Origin of the sequence: Actinoplanes cyaneus (assembly GCF_016862095.1) — a bacterium.
Taxonomy (GTDB): Bacteria; Actinomycetota; Actinomycetes; order Mycobacteriales; family Micromonosporaceae; genus Actinoplanes; species Actinoplanes cyaneus.
This window is the reverse complement of the sequence record NZ_BOMH01000073.1, coordinates 38,554-55,407: the sequence shown is the minus strand read 5'-3', so window position 1 is coordinate 55,407 and position 16,854 is coordinate 38,554. Positions and strand designations below refer to the sequence as shown.

At 69.0% G+C, this 16,854-nt stretch carries 14 protein-coding genes and 2 pseudogenes; 8 read left to right on the top strand and 8 right to left on the bottom strand.

The window, feature by feature from the left end; genetic code table 11:
- The first annotated feature begins 79 nt into the window (after nt 1-79).
- Nucleotides 80-553, top strand: a complete 474-nt coding sequence (locus Acy02nite_RS40670; protein ID WP_203753970.1) for a MarR family winged helix-turn-helix transcriptional regulator — start codon at nt 80-82, stop codon at nt 551-553.
- A gap of 658 nt (nt 554-1,211) precedes the next feature.
- On the opposite strand, the gene Acy02nite_RS40665 is transcribed toward Acy02nite_RS40670, so the two are convergent.
- Together Acy02nite_RS40665 and Acy02nite_RS40660 are read right to left on the bottom strand one after the other, a co-directional pair.
- On the bottom strand, nt 1,212-1,706 hold the full coding sequence (locus tag Acy02nite_RS40665; RefSeq protein ID WP_239175700.1) for a CAP domain-containing protein: 495 nt from the start codon (nt 1,704-1,706) through the stop codon (nt 1,212-1,214).
- 203 nt (nt 1,707-1,909) lie between these two features.
- Nucleotides 1,910-3,922, bottom strand: a complete 2,013-nt coding sequence (locus Acy02nite_RS40660) for a cellulase family glycosylhydrolase (protein ID WP_203753967.1) — start codon at nt 3,920-3,922, stop codon at nt 1,910-1,912.
- A gap of 164 nt (nt 3,923-4,086) precedes the next feature.
- Between Acy02nite_RS40660 and Acy02nite_RS47665 the strand changes: the two are divergent.
- The 3 genes and pseudogenes from Acy02nite_RS47665 (at nt 4,087) to Acy02nite_RS40645 (ending at nt 7,458) form a co-directional block, all read left to right on the top strand.
- A pseudogene (locus Acy02nite_RS47665) lies at nt 4,087-5,015 on the top strand (glycoside hydrolase family 27 protein).
- Nucleotides 4,960-6,468: an NPCBM/NEW2 domain-containing protein gene (locus tag Acy02nite_RS40650; protein WP_203753964.1), complete on the top strand. Its 1,509-nt coding sequence runs from the start codon at nt 4,960-4,962 to the stop codon at nt 6,466-6,468. Before Acy02nite_RS47665 ends, Acy02nite_RS40650 begins: the two are co-directional and overlap by 56 nt.
- A 9-nt stretch (nt 6,469-6,477) precedes the next feature.
- On the top strand, nt 6,478-7,458 hold the full coding sequence (locus Acy02nite_RS40645) for a cellulase family glycosylhydrolase (protein ID WP_203753962.1): 981 nt from the start codon (nt 6,478-6,480) through the stop codon (nt 7,456-7,458).
- Between the two features lie 173 nt (nt 7,459-7,631).
- On the opposite strand, the gene Acy02nite_RS40640 is transcribed toward Acy02nite_RS40645, so the two are convergent.
- A complete protein-coding gene (locus tag Acy02nite_RS40640; protein ID WP_203753959.1) occupies nt 7,632-8,879 on the bottom strand; it encodes a PP2C family protein-serine/threonine phosphatase in 1,248 nt (415 codons plus the stop codon).
- 507 nt (nt 8,880-9,386) lie between these two features.
- Here Acy02nite_RS40640 and Acy02nite_RS40635 point away from each other — a divergent pair.
- Complete coding sequence (locus Acy02nite_RS40635) at nt 9,387-10,286, top strand: SDR family oxidoreductase (RefSeq protein WP_203753957.1); 900 nt, start codon at nt 9,387-9,389, stop codon at nt 10,284-10,286.
- A gap of 286 nt (nt 10,287-10,572) precedes the next feature.
- Here Acy02nite_RS40635 and Acy02nite_RS40630 read toward each other — a convergent pair whose 3' ends face one another.
- Both Acy02nite_RS40630 and Acy02nite_RS40625 read right to left on the bottom strand, forming a co-directional pair.
- On the bottom strand, nt 10,573-11,643 hold the full coding sequence (locus Acy02nite_RS40630; protein ID WP_203753955.1) for a sensor histidine kinase: 1,071 nt from the start codon (nt 11,641-11,643) through the stop codon (nt 10,573-10,575).
- A gap of 193 nt (nt 11,644-11,836) precedes the next feature.
- Nucleotides 11,837-12,043 (bottom strand): hypothetical protein, encoded by a 207-nt coding sequence (locus Acy02nite_RS40625; RefSeq protein ID WP_203753953.1) that lies wholly within the window; start codon nt 12,041-12,043, stop codon nt 11,837-11,839.
- A 379-nt stretch (nt 12,044-12,422) separates the two neighbouring features.
- Here Acy02nite_RS40625 and Acy02nite_RS40620 point away from each other — a divergent pair, with 379 nt between their 5' ends.
- The gene (locus Acy02nite_RS40620; RefSeq protein WP_203753951.1) at nt 12,423-12,692 is read left to right on the top strand and encodes a hypothetical protein; all 270 of its coding nucleotides are present in this window, start codon (nt 12,423-12,425) and stop codon (nt 12,690-12,692) included.
- Nucleotides 12,693-12,828: 136 nt separating this feature from the next.
- On the opposite strand, the gene Acy02nite_RS40615 is transcribed toward Acy02nite_RS40620, so the two are convergent.
- Together Acy02nite_RS40615 and Acy02nite_RS40610 are read right to left on the bottom strand one after the other, a co-directional pair.
- Nucleotides 12,829-13,611, bottom strand: a complete 783-nt coding sequence (locus tag Acy02nite_RS40615; protein WP_203753949.1) for a tetratricopeptide repeat protein — start codon at nt 13,609-13,611, stop codon at nt 12,829-12,831.
- On the bottom strand, nt 13,608-14,777 hold the full coding sequence (locus Acy02nite_RS40610; protein ID WP_203753947.1) for an MFS transporter: 1,170 nt from the start codon (nt 14,775-14,777) through the stop codon (nt 13,608-13,610). Before Acy02nite_RS40610 ends, Acy02nite_RS40615 begins: the two co-directional genes overlap by 4 nt.
- 806 nt (nt 14,778-15,583) lie before the next feature.
- Here Acy02nite_RS40610 and Acy02nite_RS40605 point away from each other — a divergent pair.
- Nucleotides 15,584-16,027: a hypothetical protein gene (locus Acy02nite_RS40605; RefSeq protein WP_203753945.1), complete on the top strand. Its 444-nt coding sequence runs from the start codon at nt 15,584-15,586 to the stop codon at nt 16,025-16,027.
- Nucleotides 16,028-16,107: 80 nt separating this feature from the next.
- Here Acy02nite_RS40605 and Acy02nite_RS46910 read toward each other — a convergent pair.
- Nucleotides 16,108-16,324 (bottom strand): annotated as a pseudogene (locus tag Acy02nite_RS46910) (molybdopterin-binding oxidoreductase); the annotation flags it as partial.
- A 140-nt stretch (nt 16,325-16,464) separates the two neighbouring features.
- Here Acy02nite_RS46910 and Acy02nite_RS46905 point away from each other — a divergent pair.
- Complete coding sequence (locus Acy02nite_RS46905) at nt 16,465-16,845, top strand: ATP-binding protein (protein WP_239175698.1); 381 nt, start codon at nt 16,465-16,467, stop codon at nt 16,843-16,845.
- Nucleotides 16,846-16,854 lie beyond the last annotated feature (9 nt).

The window sequence follows — 16,854 nt, the reverse complement described above, 5'->3', positions numbered from 1 at the left end:
CGCCTGATCGGCCAGCGCGCCCCTGAGCTTCAGAGCTCCTGGCCACGTGCCAGGTTGCCCAGTCAAGTAAGCTGCGCGCATGACCGGCTCTCCGCAATGGCTCGACGACGAGCAGCAAAAGCTGTGGCAGGATCTGCGTACCGTGGTCGTCGCGCTGCCCACGCTGCTGGATCGTCAGTTGCAGCGGGACGAGGGCATCTCGAACTTTGAGTACAGCGTGATGGCCCGACTGTCCATGACGGAGACGCACACGATGCGGCTCAGCGAGCTGGCCGTGCAGTGCAACAGCACACAGCCACGGCTGTCCAAGCTGATGGCCCGACTGGAGCAGCAGGCGTGGGTCACCCGATACCCTGATCCGGACAACGGCCGATACACTCTCGCGGCCCTGACCGACGCCGGCTTGCAGAAGGTTGAGCACAGCGCTCCAGCTCACGTTGAACAGGTCAGGCAACTGGTGTTCGACCCACTCAGCGCGGCACAGCAACGCCATCTCGGCGCCGCGCTGGCCCGCGTCGCCGCCCTGGTACGCGAGCAACTCGACGGTCGGTGAGCGACGCTCTCGTTGGCACGGACAAAGTCGGCGGGTTCAATTTGTCGTCGTAGGACGTCTCTTTGCGGGAGCTCGTACGTCAGCTCGAAAGGCAGAGAAGCGGCGCACCCAAGGCCCGGCCGACCTGCGCCACGAACGCCTTCGCCAACACTAGATTTCAGCGTCCGCAGGGTGGTAAGGGAGCAACCGCAGCCTTCCAACTCCCGATAGGCACGCTCGACCATCCGGGCGTGAGCCGTCCGGCGCGCACGCCACCCACGTACGGGTAGATCAGACCGAACAGCCACCGGCAGCCGTACACCGTGTTCGGCTCAAGCTCCTGCTCCCGGGACACCCACCTCGGCGTGCACGGCCCTCGAAAACACCGGTGACCACGCTGGGCCTGCCCGATGAGTTCCCGGCGTCGAGGCCGGCGAAAAGTCACGAGTTCGCCGGTGAAGAGGTGGGCGCCAGGTGCTGCGGCGCCGTACCCCTGGTCATCGCCGCCGACGCCTTCCTCGCCGCAGCGACGGCAGTCAGCACAGCAGTCAGGACGGGCTGATTGACATCACCGTCAACGAACTCCGCCGACCGTTCGACGCCCTGGTCATCGACCCCGCACGACGCATCGCCCCGCGCTCGGGGGAGCTGCGGGGCATCGGTGCGACGATCAGTGGGCTCAGTAACCGAAGTCCTGGGTGTAGTACGGCGCGCCGTTCTGCGCGTAGACGGCGCCGGTGCCGACCGTCTTCGAGCGGCAGTTCAGGATGTTCGCGCGGTGGCCCGGGCTGTTCATCCAGCCGGTCACGACCTCCTCGGCGCTGCGGTAGCCCCAGGCGATGTTCTCGGCGGACGGGCGGGCGAAGCCGGCGGCCTTGGCACGCGACACGAAGTTCGAGCCGGCCCGGCCGGTGTGCGAGAACGCGCCGGTACGGCCCATCCACGCACTGTGCGCCCGGGCAGCCTCGGTGAGCTGGTCGTTCGCGGTCAGCGCGGCACAACCGTGCTCGACGCGCTCCTCGTTGACCAGGCGGAGAATGTCGGCCTGCAAGCTCTGCTCGGCGGCTTTGGCCTTCACCGGCGCGGCCTCAGCCGGGGACGCACTCATCATGACGCCGGCCGCGGCCGGGACGATGAAGGCGGCCAGGGCGAAGCTACGCAGGAGAGAGCGCAAGAGGAGACCCTTTCGATCGGTGGCCCCGGCGTGTCCGCCGGGCGCACCGTTCTCTTCGTCGGGGGCTCAGCTCCGGTGATCGCGGATCAGTGGCGTTGCAGTCGCCATCCGGTTGCCGCTTGGCCGTCAGGACGGCCAAGCTCAACGCCCGCAGGCGTCTCATCGGGGATCTCCTTTCGTCGGACCGCGCCGGGGGTACGCGGTCAGCTGAGGGTCACGGCGTCGATGTCCTGGACCTGGTTGCCGCCAAGGTAGAGGTTGACGGTGCGCACGTCGGCCAAGCCGGGGCAGCCCGGGGCGACGGCGGTCAGGTCCAGGACGAAAGTGCCGGGACGGTCCGGCGCCGGCCGGGCATCGCCCTGGCACCACACGCTGTCCGGCCCGGTCTGGAAGGAGACCGCGAAGGATCCGTTGGCCGACGGGGAGGCGAAGCTCAGTGCTGCCCGGGTGCTCAGGTCCGCCGGGGCAGGCAATGGTGCGCCGAACCAGCCGCCCGCGGTGCCGGTCAGGCGCAGTCCCTGCACGCCGTCGGCGTGGAACGCGGTGGTGACGGCGGTGGTGCCGGCATCGGGGTTGAACGCCGCAGGTCCCCACCCCTGGGTCCCGTCCTCGAAGTCGAAGAGGGTTTCGGCGGGGCGCGGCTGTGGTTTGACGGTCACCGTGACGGTGGCCCGGTTCGAGGTCCGGCCGAGGTCGTCCCGGACGGTGTAGGTCGCCACGGCTCTGCCCGCGAAGCCAGCTGCCGGGGTGAAATCGACCGTGCCGTTGCTGCGAACGGTGAAGGTTCCGCCGGTGACGGTGACCGTCGTCTGCCGGCCGGCACGGTCCGGGTCCAGGTCGACGGTGCGGGGGTTGACCGCGCGGGCCGGCAGGTAGGCGATGTCGTTACCGGTGGCGGCGACGCTCACGGCCGTACCGTAATCGGTGGTTGTGGTGTCGTCGTCGGCGACCGGGGCGAAGGTGAAGCCTGCGCCGCGCATCCGGCGGGCGAAGTTGCCGATCGTGGTGCAGACCGGGCTCGGGCAGTAGACGGTGAACCCGTCGTAGTCACCGTAGAGACTGCCGTCCTCGAGCCGGTCCGACAGGATCCAGTACAGCGCGCCGGTGGTGCCGGAGGCGTAGGCCGCGTCGGTCCAGCGCTGGTAGACGGTGTTGCGGGTGGCCTTGTCGCGGTACCCGAACTCGCCGAGCATCACCGGCTTGCCGACCTGGCGTCCCGCCTTGGCGTGCTCGATGATCCACTGGGTGCCCCAGTCGGCCGTCTTGCCCCAGCCGTCCGGGTACAGGTGGTAGCTGAGCACGTCGATGTTCTTGAGCCGGCCCAGGCGGACGGTGTCGATACCCTCTCCCCCGTTGCGGGTCCAGTCGTCGCCGCCGGGCTGGTCGGCGAAGAAGCCCTCGTCGCCGACGCTGATCAGATGCCGGCGATCCACCGACCTGATGTACGTGGACATCTCGTCGGCCCAGGCGGTGATCGTGTCGGTGTCGCAGCCTGCGGAGCGCGGATACCGGCCGGAGCCGACGCACCGCGGCTCGTTGGCCAGTTCCCACGTCATGATCGTCGGGTCGTCCTTGTACTTCACGCCGGTGATGGTGTTGGTCCGGTCGAGCACATGCGCGATGTAGTCGCGGTACCAGCCCCGGATCCGGGCGTCGGTGTAGAAGTCGTCGTGGTGCGCGCCGCCGGCCCACTCGACATACCTGTCCATGCCACCGAAGTCGGCCCAGTTGTTGGTGAACGGGATGACCAGCTTGAGCCCGTCGTGAGCGGCGCGGGCGATCACCACGTCCAGCCGGGCCAGGCCGTCCGCGCCATCGTTGTAGCGCGGATGACGCGAGCCGTCCCAATACTGCAGGTACACGCCGTTCTGGCTGCCGGCGGTGGGATCGCTGCCGTCGGCGAGGCCGGTGTCGAACCAGCCCCACGTCCGCACTACCTGAAATCCGGAGGCGGCCGCCTTGTCGAGCACGTTGTCGCGAGCGACCGCGGACTGGTAGTGCAGGTAGTAGTTGTTGGTCCCGGCGAAACGGAACGGTCTGCCGCCCAGCGTGAGGGTGGCGCCGGTCCGCGTCACGAACGGCGAGGCCGCGGCGGTCGCCGACGCGGGCACCGCGGCGACGCCGACAGCGGCCAGCAGCAATCCGAGAAGGGCGGCGCAATGTCGGCGCGTCGCCGTCAGCACGTTCATGATCGTCTCCGCTGGAGTGTCGGTCATCGATGTTTCCGGGCCGTTACGCAATCTAAAGCGCCTTAAGTAAGGCGTCAAGCAGGCGCAACGTCCCGCTGCCGCAGCAGCAGGGAAAGAAGCGGCTAGCCGCAAACCCGCCCGCCACCCATTGACACCCATAACTTAAGGCGCTTACTGACGCCGAGCCCCGCATCCGCGTCCGCATCCTCCCCCGGCACGCCACGAGCCGCCCTGGCCGCGACGCCGCCGATGGGCTTCAACGACTGGAACGCCTTCGGCTGCGCGGTGGACGACACGCTCATCCGGCAGACCGCCGACGCCATGGTCGAGAAGGGTCTCTGCGCGCGGCCGGCTACGAGTACGTCACCATCGACGACTGCTGGTCGGCCCAGGAACGAGACGCCGGCGGCCGGCTCGTGCCCAACCCGGTCAAGTTCCCCGAGGGCATGGCGGACTGGCCCGCTACGTCCACGGCAAAGGGCTCAAGCTGGGCATCTACGGCGACGCGGGAACGCAGACATGCGCGGGCTACCCGGGCAGCCTCGGGCACGAGACGATCGACGCCCGGACCTGGGCGGACTGGGGCATCGACTACCTCAAGTACGACAACTGCCACAACCAGTCCGACGGCTCGCAAGCCGACTACCAGCGGCGCTACACGGCGATGCGCGACGCGCTGCGGGCCACCGGCCGGCCGATCGTCTACGCCATGTGCGAGTGGGGCTCGTCCCGGCCATGGAACTGGGCCACCGGCGTGGCCCAGTTGTGGCGTACCACCGGCGATATCAGCGACACCTGGCCGAGCGTACGGTCGATCATCGCGCAGAACGCGCCGCTGGCGCCGTACGCCGGGCCGGGGCACTGGAACGACCCGGACATGCTGGAGGTCGGCAACGGCGGGATGTCCGCCGTGGAATATCGCACCCACATGAGCATGTGGGCGATGATGGCGCCCCGCTCATCATCGGCACCGATCTGCGTACGGCCGGGGCGGACACCCTGGCCGTCTCGGTCACCGCGGCATCATCGCCATCGATCAGGACCGGCTCGGGGTGCAGTGCGCCGTGGTCAGCGACGCGGGCGGGCCGATGGTGCTCGACAAGCCGCTGGCCGGTGGTGACCGGGCGATCGCGCTGTACAACTCCACCGACAAGCTTGCCACCGTCGGCGTCGCGGCCGGCGACACCGGTCTGGCCCGGGCGCCCGCGTACCGGCTGCACGACGTCTGGTCCGGAAAGGATCTGCAGGCGGGCACCACCATCGCCGCCGCGGTGCCACCGCACGGCACGGTGGTGTACCGGGTCCGCCCGATGGCCGGTCCGATGGCCGTACCGCCCTCGGTGACGGTCGGCGCCGGCCTGGCGACTCTCGTTCCGGGTGCGGAGCATGCCGGCGTGCTGACCACGATGGTGACCGATCGGGGCGGCACCGGCCTGACCGGAGTACGGGTACGGGTCCAGGCGCCGCAAGGGTGGACAGTCCGGCCCACCTCGCCGCCGACCGCCGGGAAGCTGGCCCCCGACGCGGCGCTGACCACCACCTGGCAGGTGACCGTTCCTGACGGAAGCGCCGCGGGCCGGTATCCACTGACGATCACCGCGTCCTACGGGTGGGGCCCGCACCATCGGCCCGCCGCCACCAGCACCGGCCTCGATGCCGACGTCGTCACGGCGCCCGCGTCCGGGCGCTGGCACCTGAGCGCGCTACCGACCGCCGCCGAGACGGACGCCGAGTTCGACCAGTCAGTCGGCGGAGCCGGCATCGGCGACGGCAACCTGATCACCATCGCTGGCCACTACTACACCCGTGGCCTGGGCGTGGCCGCGCCGGACGAACTGCTCTACTACCTCGGCGGCACCTGCTCGTCATTGACCACGGACGTGGGCGTCGACGACGAGGACAATGCCGGAACGGCCCGGTTCACCGTCTACGCCGACGACACGGCGGTCGTGAGCAGCGGCACCATGGCATCCGGCGGCGCGGCGACAACCTTGACCGCCGGACTATCGGGCATCCAACGGTTGCCACTGGCCGTCGACGGTACGGCCGGAACGCACGCCGACTGGGCGGCGCCGGTGCTGACCTGCGGATCGGCCGGCCCGGACGATCCGGTCGCACCGGCGTCCAGGACGCTGCTCTCCTTCGAGGACGGCACCGACGGGTTCGGCATCGCCAACCCGGAGCAGGGCGGCAGCGTCGCCGGGTCCTCCGCCTTCGCCACCGACGGGACGCACGGGCTGCAGGTCGAGCCGCCCGTCAACGGCAACTGGTTCGGCGTCGCCCTCACATCGCCGCTCGACCTGACCGGCACGCGGGCCCTGAAGTACGACGTACGTGCCGGACAAGCCGGCACCTCCGGTGAGATCGCCATCCAGGCCGGGCCGGACAACACCTGGTGCCAGGGCGGGAAGTGGGCGTGGACCAACGCGCACGCCAGCCGCTCCATCACCGAGAGCATCGACGACATCTCCTGCCCCGGCGGGGCGCCACCCGACCCCACGCAAGTGCACGGCATCTGGGTGTTCCTCAACGGCGGCGCGGCGGCGGAGATCGACAACATCCGTGCGGAATAGGAGAACATCGTGAGATTCAGACCCCTGCTGGCCGCGGCTGTCATCGCCGCACTACCGCTGAGCCTGGCCGTCGGAGTCGCTCCCGCGTACGCCGCGACCGGCATGCGCGTCAGCGGCCAGGCCCTGCTCGACGGCAACGGCAAGAGCTTCATGATCCGGGGGACGAACGAGCCGCACGCCTGGTTTCCCGGCAACACCGCCAGTGATCTCGGCTGGCAGAAGAGCTGGCGGGCCAACACCGTGCGCGTCGTGCTCAGCCGCGGCCGGTGGACGGCCAACTCCGCCTCGGACGTCAGCAACGTCATCGCCGCCTGCAAGAGCAACAAGCTGATCTGCCTGCTGGAGAATCACGACACCACCGGGTACGGCGACGCCGGCGGCGCGTACAGCCTCTCCTCGGCCGCCGACTACTGGATCAGGATCAAGAACGCGCTGCAGGGCCAGGAGCGCTACGTGATGATCAACATCGGCAACGAGCCGTACGGCAACAACAACATCGCCAACTGGACCGCCGACACCAAGAACGCCGTCACCAAGCTGCGCAACGCCGGCCTCGACCACGTCCTGGTCGTCGACGCCCCGAACTGGGGACAGGACAACGGCGGCGTGATGAAGAACAACGCCGCGTCGGTCCAGGCCGCCGACCCGCGTCACAACCTCGTCTTCTCGGTGCACATGTACTCGCAGTACAGCAGCGCCTCGACGATCACCTCGTACATCGACACCTTCAAGAACAACAACCTGCTGCTGATCGGGGAGTTCGGGCCCTACGACGCCTACGGCAACGTCGACGAGGACACCATCATGGCCAAGGCCAACTCTGCCGGGTACGGACTTCTCGCGTGGTCCTGGAGCGGCAACAGCAGCGACCTTTCGTACCTCGACCAGGTCAGCAACTTCAACGGCAACGCCCGTACGTCCTGGGGCGACCGGGTGTGGTTCGGCGCCAACGGTATCTACACCACGAGCACCCAGGCCTCCGTCTACTGACCACCGGCCCGGGCGCTGGCCCCTCGCCGCCCGGGCCGGTTCACGACGCCGGGCGGTCCCGTTCAGGCGAGGCCGCCACCGGCCGAACGGTGTTCCGGGAGCGTTCAGGCGATGAGGAGCAGGTGAGTTGGCACCGATCGCCGGCTTGTGGCATACCGTCCGCTGGGTCCGGGTCAGCTGACGGCGTTGAGCGGGGCCTGGTTGTCAGCCTCCGGCAGTTCGGTGTCGGAGCGGGCCGGAGCCGGGCTGATCCACCGGGCGAGCAGCACGGTCGCGTCGTCCTGCAGGCAGTCGTCCTGACGCTCGAGGATGGCGTGGACCAGCCTGCGGGTGGTCTCCGGCAACGGCAACTGGTCGGCGATGGCCTTGACCGTGAAGTCGACGAGCCGGTCGATACCGAACGGCTCGCCGTCACTGGACCGGGCCTCGATGATGCCGTCGGTGTAGAGCAGTACATGGTCGCCCGGTTCCAGGGCCTCCTCGACGACGACCGGCGGCCGGTGACGACCGAGCGAGACCGGCAGGGCCGTCGGCGTGGGCAGTATCTTGACCGCTTTGCCCTGGCGGATGACCACACCGCTGGGATGCCCGGCGGAGATCACTCGCAGCACCCCGGTGCGCTGGTCGAGCTCGGCCAGCACCGCGGTGATCAGGCCCCACTTGTCATGGTCCTGAACGGCCTGATCGATGTGGTGGTACGTGCCGATCAGGTCGAGGCCGGTACGGCGGGCGTTGCGGTAGGCCGCCAGCGCTAGCGAGGCCAGCATGACCGCCCGCATGCCCCCGGCCGAGCCGTGGCCGACGGCGTCGAACAGGGCCAGGTGGGCGATGTCGCCGTTGACGGCGTAGTCGAAGGCGTCGCCGCCGACGTCGTAGCACGGCTCCAGCACGCCACTGATCATCAGATGGCCGGTGGAGAACGTCAGCGGTGGCAGCTGGGCGCGCAGCATCTCCGCCGCCAGCAGCATGGGTTCGCGGCGGCGCAACCGTTCGATGGTGTCGCTGTAGAGGTCGCGGGTGACGAGCAGCTCGGCCAGCAGCGCCGCGACCGTCGCGCAGTCCTCCACCGTCGACTCCCCAACCGGACCGGCCAGGACGGTTTCCAGGACGCCGAGGCGTTCGGCACCGTTGATCAGCGGCACCCACAGCCGGACGCCGTCGGATTCGGCGTCGCTGACGCACGCGGCGACGGTGGTGAACGCGCGGCCCGCGAAAGTGCCGTCGATCATGAACCGGTCACGGGGTGGAGCATCCCCGGCCACCAAGGGCAGCAGTTCGCGCTGCTGATGATCCACCACATAGATGACCATGGCGGTGGCGCCGACGAGCGGGGCGGCCCGCATCGCCATCTGCGGCAGGTCGTCCGGCCGGGCATGGTGCGACTGCCGCAGCAGCCGGCCCAGAGCTTCGATCCCACTCACTGCACCCCTCCTCACCATGACGCCAGAGGCAGTGTGTCGCACACGGGCCGCTCGTGCCGAATCAGAGGACGTACGTCACCCGGGGCCTGCCGTCTGCCGCTCACCCCGCCGGGCCGCTGCCGATGGGAAAGGCCGCAGAGAGCGGGCACACCAGGCGAAAGGTGAAGAATCCACACCTACGGGCAGCGAGGCAGCGCGGCCGGCGGTACTGCACGACTACGGGATGCTGGACACGCCGTCCAGCAGACCGACGGCACTCCGCTGGTCGCGGTCCGATGCGGTGCGTCTGGTCGCCATCAAGTGGTGACCGGACCTGGGGCCACGGCTTGCGGCTCACGTCGCGCTCCCGACCAGGAACATTTGATACCGCCCAGCCCGCGGCCCCGGGTGGGAACATGACCGCAGCACCCCGAGCAGATGGGTAATTCCGGTAAATCATGATTCAAGGGACTATTCTGACCCGCTGCGGGAAGCCACCTGTCCTCACCCATCAGGAAGGCGGCACCCGTGCCCGACAACCAGTACGAGGCCCAGCATCCCCAGGATCAGTACCGCACCCCGGACGCGCAGGACAGCGACCGGATCTCGCACCCCGGCATCACCGGCGAGATGGACGTCGAGCCGGACCACGGCGAGGACAGCTACCACGGAACCGGCCGGCTCAACGGCAAGCGGGCCATCATCACCGGCGGGGACTCCGGGATCGGCCGCGCCGTGGCCATCGCGTTCGCCCGCGAGGGCGCCGACGTGCTGATCTCCTATCTACCCGAGGAGCAGGACGACGCCCGGGAGACCGCGCAGCTGGTCGAGAAGGCCGGCCGCAAGGCGGTCACGGTACCCGGCGACATCCGCAACGAACACCATTGCGCGGACATCGTGGCGAAGGCGGTCAGCGACCTCGGCGGCCTCGACATCCTGGTCAACAACGCCGCCTACCAGATGTCGCAGGACAGTGGTCTGCTCGACATCACCACCGAGCAGTTCGACCGGGTGATGAAGACCAACCTGTACGCGATGTTCTGGCTGAGCAAGGCGGCGGTACCACACATGCGGCCGGGCTCCACGATCATCAACACCGCGTCGATCCAGGCGTACAGTCCGTCGCCGAACCTACTCGACTACGCCACCACCAAGGCTGGCATCGTGGCCTTCACCAAAGCACTCGGCGCCAACCTCGCGGACAGGGGCATCCGGGTCAACGCCGTGGCACCCGGACCGATCTGGACGCCACTGATCCCAGCCACCATGCCCAAAGAGAAAGTCCAGTCGTTCGGCGAGGACACCCCGATGGCGCGCGCCGGACAGCCTGCCGAGCTGGCGCCCGCGTACGTCTTCTTCGCCTCGCAGGAATCCAGCTACATCACCGGCGAGGTGCTCGGGGTCACCGGCGGCAAACCGCTGGCGTGAGCGGCCGGTGCCGGTGCAGATCGGGAGTACCCGTCTACGCCGGCACCGGCCGTATGTCCACCTTCGCCGACGAGCCTTCGCAGGGGCGCGAAGTGATGGTGCGCCGCGCCTGCTTCCGGCCAGATCTCTTGCACCACGTACACCCCGTAGACGCCGGACCACCACCACGGCGCCCGGACCACTTCCCACTGCAGCTCACAACACTGCGGAACCAGCGAGCACCCTAGGCAATTTCGCGGAACGCCTCAGCCAGATCGGCGATCGCGCAGTCCCGGGTTCGGGAGGGTCACGTGGCCGTCGGGCGACTGCCGGCCTTGGCGGGTGGGTCGGTGGGCAGGCGGACAGTGAAGGTGGTGGCGGCCTTGTCGGGCTCGCTGACGATGATGGTGCCGCCGTGCTGCTCGACGATGGCCCGGGCGATGGTGAGGCCGAGGCCGGTGCCCGGGATGCCGCCGTGGCGGGCGGTCTCGCTGCGGAAGAACATGTCGAACAGGGTGGCCGTGTGCGGATCGGTGGACAGGTCGATCCCGACGGTGCTGCCCGGGCTGGCCCAGGTGAGTGCGTTGGCCAGCAGCTCGTCGACGACTTGCCGCAGCCGTTGAGGGTCGGCGTGCAACGGCGCCGTGGGTGGCGTGTTCGCCTCGATCGCGGCCGTGGCGGTCGAGGCTGTCCGGGCGGCGTCGACGGCCTCGTGCACGACGATGGCCAGGTCCATGGGTTGCGTATTGAGGTCGATGTGCCCGGAACGCATGCCGGAGACGTCGAGCAGCTTCATCACGATGCCACGCAAGGCCTCGGTGTTACGCCGCATCACCTGCAGCACGGACCGCTGGTCCTCGGTCGTGTCCGGGTTGTCGAGCATCACCTCGGTGTAGGCCTGCACGCTGGTCAGCGGAGTCCGCAGTCCGTGGCCGACCAGGGCGATGTACTCGTCGCGGGACTGGTCGAGCTCGGCGGCAAGGCGTTCGGCGCGGCGGCGGGCGAGGAATTCGCCGATGTGCGCGCTGACCCCGGTCATGATCGCGGTGCGGGTGTCGTCGGGGGTTTCGACGGTGTCGCTGTAGCAGGTCAGCACCGCGAGGATGGCCGAGCCGCTGGGCACGGGGACGGCGAGGGCGGCGCGGAGCGGCCCCCAGTCGGTGGTCTGCTGGGCGGCATCCGGGTCGGCGTGCAGGTTCGACGCCCAGACCGGGTCCGCGGTCTGCCAGGCGCGGCCGGGGATGCCCTGGCCGTACAGCAGCCGGTCGGGCAGCTGGCACGGCAGGTCGTAGCCGGGCTCGGCCCAGCGGGTGGCGCGGCGCAAGATCTGGGCGACGTCGTCGACGGTCCACAGTTCCACCGCCGACCAGCCAGCCATCCGGCCGAGAACCTCGACGACCTCGCCCAGACTTCGGCGGCCATCTGCTCGGTCGGGTCCGCAGTTGCGCGGTCAGCTCCTGCAGCGCGGGAGAGCCCTGGCGGGCCTGCATGAAGGCGGTGACGTCCTCGGTGCGGTGCAGGATCCAGCGCAACTCGCCGCCGGCGTCGAACACCGGTGCGTTGGCGGGCGCTCAGTAGCGGGTGTCGAAACCACTGTCGGGCCGGGGGATGTCGTACTTCTGGATCGCCATCACGTCGGTGACTCGTTCGCTGAGCAGCCGGCGCAGCGAGGCACCCCACATGCTCACGCCGCTGGCCGACGGGTCGTCGGGGTTGTCGGGAAACGCGTCGAAGACCGTCCGGCCGCTCGATCCGCCGTGCCCGCTCACTTCCCCCATCAAGACATAGTACGAAAACCTCCCAAAAGATTCGGTTCGACGCGGCAGTCGAGCTGCCAGCTCACGTGGGCGGACGAGTGAGGCTCCGTCGGGGCGGCTCGGTAAGCAGCTCCGTGTCCGAGGCCGGCGGTGCGGTGGTAAGCCATGCGGAGCGGGACGGTGGCGTCGTCGTGCAGCCGGTCATCCTGGTCCCGAGGATGGCATGGATCAGCGGCCGGGCGGTCCCGGGCAGGGACAACCGATCCGCTGCGGCCTTCACGGCGAAGGCCGCACGCCTGTTCCTCGTGGCCGGGTCACCCGCGGCGCCGTCTGCTGCCTTTGCGCGGAAATGAGCAACGCCGGATAAGTGGCAAGGGATCTCCCAAGGGTACGAACAGTCATGGCTTCCACCGATAGCCGGGCACAGGCGACTACGCGGGTGTTGCGTCAGAACGCTGACGACCTGCACAAGTCCGGAGAGGTCCTGCACCACAGCGCCGAAGAATCACCGGAACAAGAGACCACCCAGCGTCTGCACGACCTGGGCGACGCTGTCACCACCGAGGCCAACGCCATCGACGAGCGCGCCGACCGCGCCGATCGCATCCACCGATCTGTCACCGCGCGTTCACCGCGCTCCGCCTCGGACGGATCGTCCCGTGCGCAGTGACGAACTGCGAAACCCGCGATGACGCATCCGCAGCCCCGCCGCAGGCCGCTCGGACGGGTGGTGGTGGTGTCGGCTTCGGTGACGGTGGTGGTGGTGAGGAGGAGGATGCTGCCGCAGCCGATGCGGCCATGGCGGGTCACCAGTTTTCCAGCGTCAGCCGCAGTTGGTGATCGGGTGGAAGGGTCGCTCGGGCAATGCTCAGGGCCTGCGCGTGGGCCTGCCGGGAGTGATCCAGTTCGCCGAGCTTCTCCGCGACGACGGCGATGTTGAGGAGCGTACGAATCAATTCCGGGTGTTCCGGGCCGAGTTCGGCGCTCTTGATGCGGGCGGCCTCGGTCAGGCTGCTCAGCGCGACCGGCAGGTCACCGCGGTGGGCGGCCAGGGCCCCGAGGTTGGTGAGCGTGACCGCGATCTCGTAGTCGTCGCGGTCGCGCTGCACCAGCAATTGCGCGTGCACATGGCTCAGCAGGTTCTCGGCCTCGTCGAGACCGCCCGCTGCGATCAGGATCGGCGCCAGGTTTCCTTCGTCGAGCAGCACCGCCAGGTCGTCCGGGCCGGCAAGGGTGCGGCGCAGTTCGAGACCGCGACGGCCCCACGCGAGCGCCTGTGTCAGATCGCCCAGGACGAAGTCGATACCGGCCAGGTTGTGGTAGAGCGTCGCGAGCTCGTCGGAAAAACCCGAGAATTTCATGATCGAAAACGCCTCTCGATAGCGGGCCCGGGCCTCGTGGTACCGGCCGGTCGCCTTGAGAAGCAGGCCATGGGCGTTGCTGACCTGGGCGGCTGCGACGGACGCCGGCCTGCACTCGTGATCCACCCGGGCGATCAGCGACAGCAGGACCGCTTCCGCGTCCGCGTACCGGCCCTGTTCCCGTAGCTCGTTCGCCTTTTCCAGAGTGTTGGCGAGGTTCCCGGTCACAGCGCCGCCCCCGGTACCGCAGCGACCGCTGGCCGCACTCGGGCTGGGCGGCACAGCAGCAAGCCCGCGGCGGTGGCCAGCACGACCGCCGCGCACAGCAGCGCAACGATCGCGCCGGTCGCCGCGGCTCCGGAAGTGAGCAGCGGGCCGGCCGCCATACCGGTGGTCAGCGACAGACTCGACAATGCGTTGTACCTGCCGCGGAGCGACTCCGGGGCGATGGCGTTGACCAGGGTGGGCAGTGCCCCGGCGATCAGCAGCTCGCCCGCAGCCGTCAGGACCGCGGCGCAGATCAGCGCCGGCCGGGTGGGCAGTCCGGTACCCAGCGCGGTGGGTACGCAGATCGCCCAGGCCAGCGCCCAGAGCACCGCCGTGCCCAGCAGTGCCACTCGGGCGGAGATCCGTTCGGTGAGTCGCCAGGCGACCGGTGCACCGGCGATGACCATGACGCAGTTGGCGACGCTCAGCCAGGACAGCGCCGCGGGATCATGCGCGGCGAAGGCCAGCACCGACGGCGCCGCCTCGTAGATCCCGTAGCCCACCGTGGACAGCAGCACCGCGGCACCGAGCACGCGCAGCAACTGCCGGTCGGCCAGCGCGGACCGGTAGCCCCCGGCCGGTCCCGCCTCGGGCCGCGTCGCCGCCGCAGGGCCGGCGACCGCCACGAGGACGATGCCCACCATGCAGGTCAGCGCTGCCGCGACCCAGAGCAGGGGCAGCACGGAGCGCCCGGTGGCAGAGTCCGGCGTCACCCTGGCGAGCACCACGCCGGCAACCGCGGCCCCGGCGGCCATGCCGATGTTGAACAGCACGTACTGCAACGTGTAGACCCGCTGGTGGATCCGCGCCGGGGTCAGCGTCGCCAGGCGCGTCGCCAGGGCCGGGATGAACAGCGACCAGCCCAGGCCGATGACCGCGACGCCGGTCGCCGCGACGACCGTTCCCCGCCCGAATGCCAGCATCAGCATTCCGCACCCCGCCACCGCGAGCCCGGCGACCATCACCACCCGGGCACCCCAGCGGTCGATCAGTGTCCCGGCCAGGGGATTACCGACCAGACTCGTGACGGCTCCCAACGCCATCATCGCGGTGGCCACCGCGACCGGAATGCCCCGTACAGAATGCAGAAAGAGAATGCTGTACGGCTGAGTGAGGCCGATTCCCACGGCAGTTATCAGATCACTCGCCAGTAGTAGCCAGGCGGTGCCGGGAAACCCCGAAAGGCTTCCCGGCCGCATAGCCCTGAACGATTCCCCGGACAGAACGATCACCCCCGCGCTCGAGGCTGAGTGCGCGTCAGGAGCCGCAGCGGATCAGGACGACCTCCGAGTGGTTGCCGAGCCTGATTCCCCGCCCGAGGACGACCTGCGACCGGTTGTCCCGAGCTCCCGCCCCAGGATGACCTCCGAGTGGTTGAGGTTGTGACCCCGCCCGGGGACGACACTTTTCGCGGTCTTGCTCATGATTTGTTTCCCATCTTCCATGGCGCGGGGCCGAATGGTCGCGCCGCCTGATGAGAAAACCTATTCGCTATCCAGGATCCTCGAATACCTCGTCCGGGCGACCCGGGAACAGCGAGCGCGATCGGTGTCACTTTTCACCCGCCGGCGGTCGGGCGCTCAGCTACCTTTCGTTGCCGTCCGGGCCGTGCTGGCCGCCTTCGGCGCCCAGGTGCCACGCGCAGGCGATCGACTGCGCCGCTGCGGCATCCTGGCGGTGGCTGCCCGCGGGGGGCAAGCTTCGGCGCCGGAGTGCCGGCCTCAACCTCCGACATCAGGCCAGCGGGACAACGTCCTCCTTGCCGTTGCGGAAGGTCATGCCCCGCCTGGCTGCCCAACGCATACCCGCCACGTGCCCGAGAAACTACTCAGAGCGATAAAAACAGTAAAAACAGGACTGATCAAGAAAAAAGCATCGCACCATGTAACTCATGACATTGCGGAGATTTTTGGGATTCGGGATCTGTACTGCCATGGTTGTGCTGGCCGCCGGGTCACCGGCTCAAGCAAGCGGCCCACCAGCCCTCGCCGGCGATCCGTATCACGGCGGATGCGCTCTTGACTCCTACGGCGTCAACACCACGCTGATCACTGACCACGGTCACCTCCACATGACCGACCCCGCCAACGGCAGCGAGATCGGCGACGCATACTTCTTCTACACGCCCAGTTGCCACGGCTTCTTCTTGACGAGCTTGACCCGGGGCAGCAAGTACTACACCAACTCGACCGTCTGGTCGAGTGACCTCACCGGCCCTGTCGCCGGCTTCTCGTCGCTCTATCCGGGCAACGGCATCGCCTGGACGTACGTGCTCGGGAACATGACGGGTCATGCCGCCTGCGGCAAGATCACTGTGACCACACCGTACGGCCAGCCCGTCACTACCGTGGACCTTGGCTGCACCGCCACCATTTAGAGCCCGTATTTGAAGTCGGCTCAGTATCGACTTCGGCCGCCGGCATGTCGATGCGGCGCCCGGCGCACCACCTTGGCTCAGCCGACGGTGACGCCGATCTCGACGACGGCGATGCCACGACGCTGGGCCCAGACTGCACCGACCACGATCACCGTTCCGGCGGCCATCCGGCGACTGGCTTCGGCTTGTCGATGCGCGACGCTGTCTTGACCGTCCCCTGACTCCACCACCACGCTCGACCCGGTAGGCGTCGAACGGATCAAACGTGGTCAGCTCCAACTCGGTCTCCCACTTGCAGATGGTGCCGACGGCCTGGCGCTCAGCAGGTCGTCCACCGCCCCCGCCGGTTCCGGACCGGGCCACCGGAGCCAGATGCTGCGCCCGGCGCACAAATCCAGCCCGCCGACGCGTTCCTCACCGGTGCGCAGCACCCGCCCATGCCTGCGGCGGAGCTCAGCGGCCTGCGCGCGACCCTGAGTGCCTGGGCACACGAGCACCGTTTCGCCGCCGAACCGGCCGACGACCTGCTCGTGGCCGTGGTGGAGGTGGTCAGTAACGGGCTGCGGCACGCCGTGACCCCGGTCCGGATCCGGGCCTGGCACCAGCACGACACCCTGATCGTCCAGTGCGACGACGCCGCCGGGCTCCCGGTGCCGGCCACTGCCGGCTATCACCGGCCCGGCGCCAACGATGCCGCGCCCGGCGGCCGGGGGCTCTGGCTGGTCCGGCAACTCGCCGACGTCGTGCTGGTCGACTCGGTGCCCGGCCGGACCTCGGTCCGGCTGCACTTCCCGCACGCCGTCATGCACCGGCCATAGGCGCCGGTC

Excerpts from the sequence above, each read along its gene's own strand:
- Acy02nite_RS40620 (WP_203753951.1), top strand. The coding sequence starts at position 12,423 with ATGGCTTCCACCGATAGCCGGGCACAGGCGACTACGCGGGTGTTGCGT.
- Acy02nite_RS40670 (WP_203753970.1), top strand. The coding sequence starts at position 80 with ATGACCGGCTCTCCGCAATGGCTCGACGACGAGCAGCAAAAGCTGTGG.
- Acy02nite_RS40660 (WP_203753967.1), bottom strand. The coding sequence starts at position 3,922 with ATGACCGACACTCCAGCGGAGACGATCATGAACGTGCTGACGGCGACG.
- Acy02nite_RS40625 (WP_203753953.1), bottom strand. The coding sequence starts at position 12,043 with ATGGGGGAAGTGAGCGGGCACGGCGGATCGAGCGGCCGGACGGTCTTC.
- Acy02nite_RS40630 (WP_203753955.1), bottom strand. The coding sequence starts at position 11,643 with ATGGCTGGCTGGTCGGCGGTGGAACTGTGGACCGTCGACGACGTCGCC.
- Acy02nite_RS40605 (WP_203753945.1), top strand. The coding sequence starts at position 15,584 with ATGGTTGTGCTGGCCGCCGGGTCACCGGCTCAAGCAAGCGGCCCACCA.
- Acy02nite_RS46905 (WP_239175698.1), top strand. The coding sequence starts at position 16,465 with ATGCCTGCGGCGGAGCTCAGCGGCCTGCGCGCGACCCTGAGTGCCTGG.